The organism is Peptoniphilus sp. oral taxon 386 str. F0131 (assembly GCF_000090945.1).
Taxonomy (GTDB): domain Bacteria; phylum Bacillota; class Clostridia; order Tissierellales; family Peptoniphilaceae; genus Anaerosphaera; species Anaerosphaera mikwangii.
Window position 1 is genome coordinate 256,754 of record NZ_GL349422.1, and the last position, 8,994, is coordinate 265,747.

8 protein-coding genes, 1 tRNA gene and 1 pseudogene are annotated in these 8,994 nt (G+C 31.2%); 5 read left to right on the plus strand and 5 right to left on the minus strand.

Translation table 11 applies throughout. The features are described 5' to 3' along the window. The 4 genes from HMPREF0629_RS01250 to HMPREF0629_RS01265 form a co-directional block, all read right to left on the minus strand. Positions 1-291 (minus strand): GTP-binding protein (locus tag HMPREF0629_RS01250; protein WP_009221561.1); only part of this gene is annotated, 291 nt, incomplete at its 3' end. Positions 292-387: 96 nt separating this feature from the next. Continuing rightward, positions 388-1,734 carry an MATE family efflux transporter gene (locus HMPREF0629_RS01255; RefSeq protein WP_009221562.1) on the minus strand — a complete coding sequence of 449 codons (1,347 nt, stop codon included), beginning with the start codon at positions 1,732-1,734 and terminating at the stop codon, positions 388-390. A 237-nt stretch (positions 1,735-1,971) separates the two neighbouring features. After that, the gene (gene pepD, locus HMPREF0629_RS01260) at positions 1,972-3,405 is read right to left on the minus strand and encodes a beta-Ala-His dipeptidase (protein ID WP_009221563.1); all 1,434 of its coding nucleotides are present in this window, start codon (positions 3,403-3,405) and stop codon (positions 1,972-1,974) included. Then, positions 3,402-4,061 (minus strand): TetR/AcrR family transcriptional regulator, encoded by a 660-nt coding sequence (locus tag HMPREF0629_RS01265; RefSeq protein ID WP_009221564.1) that lies wholly within the window; start codon positions 4,059-4,061, stop codon positions 3,402-3,404. The genes pepD and HMPREF0629_RS01265 overlap by 4 nt, the downstream gene beginning before the upstream one ends. A gap of 105 nt (positions 4,062-4,166) precedes the next feature. Between HMPREF0629_RS01265 and HMPREF0629_RS01270 the strand changes: the two genes are divergently transcribed. The 4 genes from HMPREF0629_RS01270 to HMPREF0629_RS01285 all read left to right on the plus strand — a co-directional run bounded on the left by HMPREF0629_RS01270 (position 4,167) and on the right by HMPREF0629_RS01285 (position 8,185). Continuing rightward, a complete protein-coding gene (locus HMPREF0629_RS01270; protein WP_009221565.1) occupies positions 4,167-5,579 on the plus strand; it encodes a YfcC family protein in 1,413 nt (470 codons plus the stop codon). A gap of 217 nt (positions 5,580-5,796) precedes the next feature. Continuing rightward, positions 5,797-5,872 (plus strand) — tRNA-Thr (locus HMPREF0629_RS01275). A gap of 124 nt (positions 5,873-5,996) precedes the next feature. Further along, positions 5,997-6,479 (plus strand): QueT transporter family protein, encoded by a 483-nt coding sequence (locus HMPREF0629_RS01280; RefSeq protein WP_009221566.1) that lies wholly within the window; start codon positions 5,997-5,999, stop codon positions 6,477-6,479. A gap of 299 nt (positions 6,480-6,778) precedes the next feature. Then, positions 6,779-8,185 carry a carbon starvation protein A gene (locus HMPREF0629_RS01285; protein WP_009221567.1) on the plus strand — a complete coding sequence of 469 codons (1,407 nt, stop codon included), beginning with the start codon at positions 6,779-6,781 and terminating at the stop codon, positions 8,183-8,185. A 182-nt stretch (positions 8,186-8,367) separates the two neighbouring features. Here HMPREF0629_RS01285 and HMPREF0629_RS01290 read toward each other — a convergent pair. Next, positions 8,368-8,811: pseudogene (locus tag HMPREF0629_RS01290) on the minus strand (V-type ATP synthase subunit D); the annotation flags it as partial. A gap of 68 nt (positions 8,812-8,879) precedes the next feature. Here HMPREF0629_RS01290 and HMPREF0629_RS07765 point away from each other — a divergent pair. After that, a partial coding sequence (locus HMPREF0629_RS07765) for a toprim domain-containing protein (protein ID WP_255263839.1) occupies positions 8,880-8,994 on the plus strand: 115 nt, incomplete at its 3' end.

The following is an 8,994-nucleotide window of genomic DNA, read 5'->3' on the forward strand; positions in this document are numbered from 1 at the left end:
TGCTCCTGTTATCATGTTCTTTACGTAGTCGGCGTGTCCCGGACAGTCTACGTGTGCGTAGTGTCTGTTTGCTGTTTCGTATTCTACGTGTGATGTTGAGATTGTGATTCCTCTTTCTCTTTCTTCCGGTGCTTTGTCTATGTGTGCGTAGTCTACGAATTCTCCGCCACCGAATTTTTTGCTTAATACTAATGTTATTGCTGCTGTTAATGTTGTTTTACCGTGGTCTACGTGTCCTATTGTTCCAATGTTTACGTGCGGTTTTGTTCTTTCAAATTTTGCTTTTGCCATGAATATCCTCCCTAAATTTTTATAGTTACCTTAATGATACAATAAAGAACGCCTAAAATCAATATTAAAGAATTTTTTAGCATTGTACTTGAATTTTTAATAATTCAAAGATTCTATTTTATTTATTGCAAAATTCTTCAAATAGTATTTACAAAATAGAAAATCTGCAATTTCAGCTATTGGATAGCTACACCATACTAATGTCAAGTTTCCCATTGCAGCAAAAATATATGCAACGGGTAAAAGAACCAAAAGTTGCCTTACCACTGATGACATAAGTGATAACATCCCATTTCCAAGTGCCTGAAAAGTAGAGCCGCTTACAATATTATATCCCGCCATCATAAATGCGGTTGAAATAATTCTAAGCATTGGAACTCCTATTTCAATAAGCTTATCTGAAGCATTGAATATTCCAAGAAGTTGCTTTGGAAATATTTGGAATATTAAAAATCCGAATGTCATAAATAGTATTCCCGATTTTAAACTTAAATCCACAACTTTTTTTGCTCTTTCAGAATTTCCCGCTCCGTAGTTATATGCAAGAACAGGTACCATCCCGTTGGTAAGCCCAAAAATAGGCATAAATATAAAACTTTGAACCTTAAAATATGCACCAAGTGCTGCAACTGCCGTTGTAGAAAATCTGTCAAGTATTCCATTTAAAAGATAAATAGCTACACTTCCTATTGCTATTAATATCATGCTCGGAACTCCGATAATATATATTTTTCTTATAGTATTAATATCGGGAAATATTCTTTTTATTTCTACATCTGCATTATATTTATAGTTTAACGTAACTGCAATTATCGCTCCTAAAACCTGTCCTATTACGGTTGCAATTGCCGCTCCCTTTACTCCGAATGCAGGAACATTAAAAAGTCCGAAAATAAATATAGGATCCAGAATTATATTTATAACCGCTCCGATAATTTGACTTATCATTGCAATTATAGTTCTTCCTGTTGATTGCAAAATTCTTTCTGTCATAATTTGAGTAAATATACCTATCGAAAAAATAGTACAAATAGAAATATATTCTGAACCATAATTAATTACTGCAATATTAGTCGTCTGCATAGAATAATAAATTCTTGATAAAAAAAGTCCAAATAAAACAAATACAATAGAGTGAATTATGCAGAGAAAAAATCCGTTTTCTGCTGCAAGATTGGCCTGCCTGTTATTCTTTTCTCCAAGCGAACGTGATAATAGAGCATTAACTCCAACCCCTGCTCCAACACCGACACCTATCATTAAATTTTGTATCGGCAATGCGATAGATACTGCAGTAAAGGCATTTTCATTGATTTGTGACACAAATCGTGAATCTACTATATTATATAGTGCTTGTATAAACATAGAAAGCATTATCGGCAATGACATCTCTATTAAAAGCTTTCCCATAGGTTTATATCCCATTTTATTTTCCCTATTCAAAAATAAGCACTCCTTTCTATTTAATTATACTATAATTTCTAATATATATGAACTTTCATAAATAATTCTTATCCTATATTTGTGCTGATACAATGCAATATTGATAAATATAATTTATACAAAATAAATTATTTTAAATTTTTCAAATAAAAAAGCTTGAAGAACAGTATAAATACCATTCACCAAGCTCTTATATTTAAATCAACTCTTTTTATTTTATAAACAACTTTATATTTTTTAAAATTTTGCCTGTTTTAATATCTCCACTAAACAATTATAAAATGTATTTGTCGACTTTATACTGAACGCTTCTTTCGGCGAGTGAAAATTCCAAGAATTTGGTCCTATTGAAACTACATCAAGCTCCGGTTTTTTATTAATGAAAAATCCGCATTCAAGACCTGCATGAACTGATAATTCTTTTACATTTTCAATTCCTTTTTCTGCATACACCTTCTTTACAAGTTCTCTTAACTTAGAATCAGACTTGAATTTCCAGTTAAAATAATCTCCCCAAACTTCATATTCTAAACCGAAGGCCTTTGTAAGTTTCTTAAGTTTTTCTAAAATAAACTCTTTTTGAGAATTAAAGCTTGCTCTTATATCTGAAATCAAAATAATCTTTGAATCTTCAATATAAATTTCTCCTAAATTACAAGAACAATCTACCATATTTTCAAAGACATTACTCATAATTTGTACATCTACAGGACTTACTAAAATATAATCTAAAATATTTGAAAATATCTCTTTTGACATACATTTTTTATCTTCGATTTCTATAGAATCAACTTCAATCTTTATTTTTCCTTTATATTTTTGAAATTCTTCAGATATTAGAATATTAAACTCATTCAATTTTTCAAGGAGAGTACTATATTGATCTTTATTCAGCATTACAACAACTTTACTGTCCCTTGGAATAGCTAATCTGTAACTTCCACCTTTTACGGAGTTTAAATAAAAATCTAAATCCGATATATAATTCAAAAATCTGAATAACAATATACTACTGTTTCCTCTTCCTCTATGAATATCTTCTCCCGAATGTCCGCCTTTAAGACCTGAAATTTTAATTTCATAAGGCACATACATTTCTCCCACGTCTACAAAATCTATGTTTTTATAAGCAGTAAAAACAACTCCGCCGGCAGAAGCGCAAAGTATTTCATTTTCATTGCAATGATCTAAATTTATAAGATATTTGCAGTTAAGTTTACTTACATCAAAATTCTCCGCACCATAAAAATCTTCTTCTTCCGAACTTGTAAGTATTGCTTCTATTTCAGGATGTTCTAAAGTATTATCTTCAAAAATAGCCATTATTGCACTGACTCCAAGTCCGTTATCTCCACCGAGAGTAGTTGTTCCTCTTGTAGATACTATGTCTCCGTCTATATAATATTTTATTGCATCTTCAGCAAAATTATGTACTACTCCATCAGCTTTTTCACATACCATATCCGTATGAGCTTGAAGTGCAATTGCAGGATAATTTTCATAACCTTTAGACGCACTCTTTCTCATGAATATATTTCTATAATCGTCTTTTTCTACGTATATTCCTCTTTCCTTTGCCCAATCATACATGTAATCTCTTATCTTTTCTTCACTATGACTTTTTCTCGGGATTTTACTTATCTTGTCAAAATTGTTTAATATTTCGTTCATTTTACACGTCCTTTCATCAAGCTATCTATCAGCTTTTCCATAAATATCAAAAACTTCTCGGAATGTTTTCCTATTTCTATTTCCTTATCATAAATTACTTCATACAAATAGGTTGCATGAACTCTTACAACAACACTAACTAAAAAAGCAATATCATCTTCTTTTAAAAGATTTTCTTTTAAAAATGATTTTGTAACCTTGAAATCACGCTGAAATATATTTCCTTCTCTCAACATATCATTTATATCTTCATCTGCATTACTTCCAAGCTCCTCAGGGAATATTTCATAATAATCCTTTATTATTTCCGGAAGATATTTTGATTGATTACCATAAAACATATTAAAATATATGTCGGGATTTTTAAATGAAAACTCATTAAAAACTTTATACACCATTATATATTTCTCTTTTGGTGTTTTAACTTCTTTAAGTCTGGATCTTAATTCTATTATATAATCTTCTAAATATCCTATTGAAGCATATATTAAAAGTACTTCTAAATTCTTAAAATAATTATACAAAGTTGCACTGTTATAACCTGATCTATCAGCTATTTTTCTAATACTTACCTCTTCAAAACCAAATTCATCAATTATTTCTCTAGTCGCATTTATATAGTACGTCATCATTCGCTTTTCTTTTAAATTTTTCATATCTCACCCCATAAAATACTTGACAATATCAAATCATTCAACTATGATTATAATATAATCGCGATTATATGTCAACCCAACTTAATATCGAAAGGAGAAATATTAATGGAAAAAACAAAAAAACAAAAAAAGTTCAAATTTCCTGACGCCTTAGTATTAATTGTAATTTTATTAATTGTTGTATCATTTGCAACTTATGTACTTCCAACAGGTGAATATACAAGGGTCTTAAACCCTATCACCGAAATAGAAATAGTAGATCCTACAAGTTATCATGCTATAGATAAAAATCCTGTATCTCTTTGGGGAGTTCTGCAATCAATCCCAAGAGGTCTTAATGAATCTGCTGAAATTATAAACTTTTTATTCATAATAGGTGGAACTTTTGGAGTATTAAAGGGAACAGGTGCTCTTGACTCTTTACTACAAGTAGCTCTTATGAAATTAAAAGGTCGTGAAAGGCTTGTAATTCCTATCGTACTTACTTTTTGGGGACTTGGCGGAGCTATAGTAGGAAATTTTGAAGAATGTTTAGCTTTTCTTCCCCTGCAAATAACGCTGTGTCTTGCCTTGGGATTTGACTCCATTACAGGGGTTGCTCTTGGAATGTGCGGTGTAGGAATAGGATATATGGGTGCAATTTTAAATCCTTTTACTGTTGCAACTGCTCAAAATATAGCTGAAGTTCCTCTATTTAGCGGTATGGGACTAAGAATAGTATCTTTTGCAATTTTACTTATCATAACTGTATCTTACGTATACATATACGCAGGCAAAATTCACAAAAATCCTCAATCAAGCTTAGTTTATGAAAGCGATTTAAAGAGTCCTTTTAGAGAAAACGAATTATTGGAAGGCGAATTTAATTTCACATCAAAACAAAAATTATCACTACTTGTATTCTTATTAGGTCTTATTGCTCTAGTTTACGGTGTTTTAGTATATGAATTCTATTTAGGTGAAATTGCCGCTATATTCATGGCTGTTGCAATAATCTGCGGTTTGGTCGGCGGATTATCTTTAAACGAAACTGTAGATAATTTTGTAAAAGGCGCCGGAAACTTACTATATGCAGGACTTTGTGTAGGTTTTGCTCGTGCAATAACCGTAATAATGCAAGACGGAAATATTCTTGATGTAATAGTTCATTCATTCTCAAAATTAGTTTTCGATCTTCCTTTACAAATAAGTGCTGTAGGAATGTTCCTATTCCAATCATTTATAAATGTATTTATTCCTTCAGGTACAGGACAAGCCGTTGTAAGTATGCCTATAATGACTCCGCTTGCTGATGTTATTGGCCTTACAAGACAAACTGCAGTAATGGCATTCCAATTTGGAGATGGTATTACAAATCTTATAACACCTACTTCAGGTGATTTAATGGCTGCCCTTGCTATCGGTGGTATAGTATATGGAAAATGGATGAAGTGGATTTGGAAGCTTTTATTAATGTGGTATGTAGCTTGTTCACTAATATTAATGGTTGCAACAGTTATCCACTATGGACCTATTTAATGCGATTATATGAAAATTTAATATAGAGAATTAAGACTTTTAGATGCAATATTATAAATTCTAAACTCATGCTTATTTATTAAAAAAACATAAACTTAGAATTTATAATATCGCTATCTTTAAGTCTTAATTTTTTATGCACCGTAAAATATAATTTATAAAAATAGTTACAAAAAACAGATTGATATGTTATTATATATGTGCATAAATTTTAATTGCTATCGTAGCTCAGTAGGTAGAGCACTACATTGGTAATGTAGAGGTCGCGGGTTCGATCCCCGCCGTTAGCTCCACTTTTATTTAGGAGATGATATGAAAAAATTATAGACCTGTTATTTAAGTGGCACTTTGGTCTAAGTGGTGGCAAAGCTTAAATAAGAAAACTCAATAGAGTTATTTTATTTAAAGGAGAATATTATGAACTTAAAGGATCTTACTAAGAATGCTATTGTGATGGCAATATACATCATATTTATAAGTATTAATCCGATTGGCTTTGGCGCACTTCAATTTAGAATAGGAGAAGTTTTTGCATTAATTCCATTTTTTAATAGAAAGTATGTACCGGCACTTGTGCTTGGCGGAATACTTGCAAATTTCGCATCGCCATTTGGAGCTATTGACATGGTTGTCGGCGGAGTATGTGCTGTTATTACTTATACTATAAGTAAATTTATAAAAAATCCATATGTAAACGGACTTGTTTACTCCATCGTATCGGCAGTTGTTGTTTCTTCCGAAATTTATTATTTAAGTATTGGAGAAATTGCAAAATCTGATGCCTTTGGATTTATAATTACAAATATAGCAACTATTTTTTTCACTATGATTATTATTACACAGCTTGGTGTTTATATCATAGATAAGACTAAACTGAAAGATATTATAAAAAATTCTTAATTGCTCTGATTTTCAGAGCAATCTTTTTATATAACTTTAACAATAACAAATGTTTACATACGACAGTTAATTTTATTGTTTTAGAATTCAAGCAACTTATCATAAGTATATTTCACATACTTTAAAACTTTTTTAATTAAATACTTTTTATATTATTAAATGTTTATAACTTTAAAGGTTTATAATCAAATTTACTATAATTTAATATTTTATCACTTTATTATTGTCGGCAGATAATAAATGTACTATAATTTATTATAGAAAGTGTTTTCTAAGTATTTACAAAGAGGGGGTATATTATGATTACTTTTTTTATCGCACTATTTATTTTAATTGCAGGTTATTTTATTTACGGAAAATTTGTAGAGGGTATATTTGGACCGACCGATGAGCCTACTCCTGCATTATCTCATGGAGATGGAATAGACTATGTTCCAATGAGTACTCCAAAGGTATTTTTAATTCAATTACTTAACATCGCAGGACTTGGACCTATTTTCGGTGCATTAGCCGGAGCACAATGGGGTCCTACCGTATTTTTATGGATAGTATTCGGAACAATACTTGCAGGAGCTGTTCACGATTTTATGTGTGGTATGATTTCTATCAGACACAATGGAGCAAGTATATCTGAAATTACCGGTATTTATCTTGGCGATACAATGAAAAATGTAATGAGAGTTTTCTCTGTAGTATTATTGGTTTTAGTAGGTACCGTATTTGCAACAGGACCTGCTAAGCTTCTTTCAATGCTTAATACAGGATTAAGCGCTAAAGTTTGGCTTATTATAATTCTTGTATACTATTTCTTGGCAACACTTCTTCCAATTGATAAAGTTATCGGAAAGTTATATCCTATTTTCGGATTATGCCTAATTATAATGTGTATTGGCGTAGGTGGAGGAATTTTAATTAAGGGATATCATATTCCTGAAATGACTCTTGCAAATCTTCACCCTAAAAATACTCCTATCTGGCCATTTATGTTTATTACTGTTGCCTGTGGTGCAATCTCAGGTTTCCACGCAACTCAATCTCCTATGATGGCAAGATGTATTAAAACTGAAAAAGACGGAAGAAAAGTATTCTACGGTGCAATGGTTGCAGAAGGTATTATAGCTCTTATATGGGCGGCAGCCGGAGTTGCATTCTATGGTTCTACAGGCGGTCTTTCAAATGCATTGGCTGAATCTACACAAAATGGTGTTGTATATGAAATTTGTAAAACACTGCTTGGACCTGTAGGCTCAGTGCTTGCAATGATCGGTGTAATAGCTTGTCCTATAACATCAGGTGATACTGCATTTAGAAGTGCCAGACTTACAATTGCAGATTGGTTCAATATCGGACAAAAAGATGGCAAGAAAAGATTATTACTTACTGCTCCTCTTCTAATTGTCGGAGCTTTATTATCTCAAATCGACTTTAATATCATTTGGAGATATTTCTCTTGGTCAAACCAAACTCTTGCTATGATAGCTTTATGGGCAGCAAGTGCATATCTTCTAAAGAATAAGAAAAACTACTACATCACAATGATTCCGGCAACATTTATGTCTGCTGTAACATCAACTTATATATTAATAGCACCTGAAGGATTTAAACTTCCAATAAGCATAGCTTATCCGGCAGGAATATTATTCGCAGTATGTTGTCTTGCAGCTTTTCTTAACTCTACTAAAAAATTAAAAGCTGAACTTAAATAATTTAATAACATAAAAAATATGCTACTTTAAAAAGTAGCATATTTTTATTATAAACTCATAATACTATTCGTTTACTTTTAGTATTAAGACATTGTAAACAATGTATTTGACAGTTTCTTTCACAAGTTCAATCCGACTGAAGACATACAAAATGCTACCCTTTCAGAGTAGCATTTTAATTTTTATACAGTTAGTGTTTCTACATCAACTTCTCTTTTCGTTTCCTTACTTTCTTCTTTTGATATGATGTCCTTAACTTTCATCAATCTGGTTATATTTGCTCTTTCATTTTCATCAAGTTTACCTACTATATATTTTATAGTATCTTTTAAATCCGGTATTGTCTTGTATTCAAGAGCATTTACTCTTCTTCTTGTCTTTTCTATTTCATCTGCCATGAGCTGAGTTGATTTTTCAAGTTGTGCAAGTCTAAGCAGTTTATCCATTACGTAGCTCAGCTTATCTATTGCTTCATCAAGATCTGCTGTTGTTTGTGCATAACCATATGGATATAATGAGCCGTCTTCTGTCAATTTTTCTGTCTTAAATTCCATCTGAGGTATTTCAACACTCATTACATTTTTAGTGGTTATTTCAAGATTTGTCTTTTGTGTAGGAAATGTTAAAAGACTTGAACACTTAATAAATACTTGATATTATAACATAAATGAAAAATGTTTAAGGAAGTGTAACATTGGCTAAAAATTTAGTTATAGTTGAGTCACCTACTAAGGCTAAAACTATTAAAAAAATGCTTGGAAGTACTTATAAAGTTGTAGCATCGGTAGGACATATAAGAGATTTGCCTA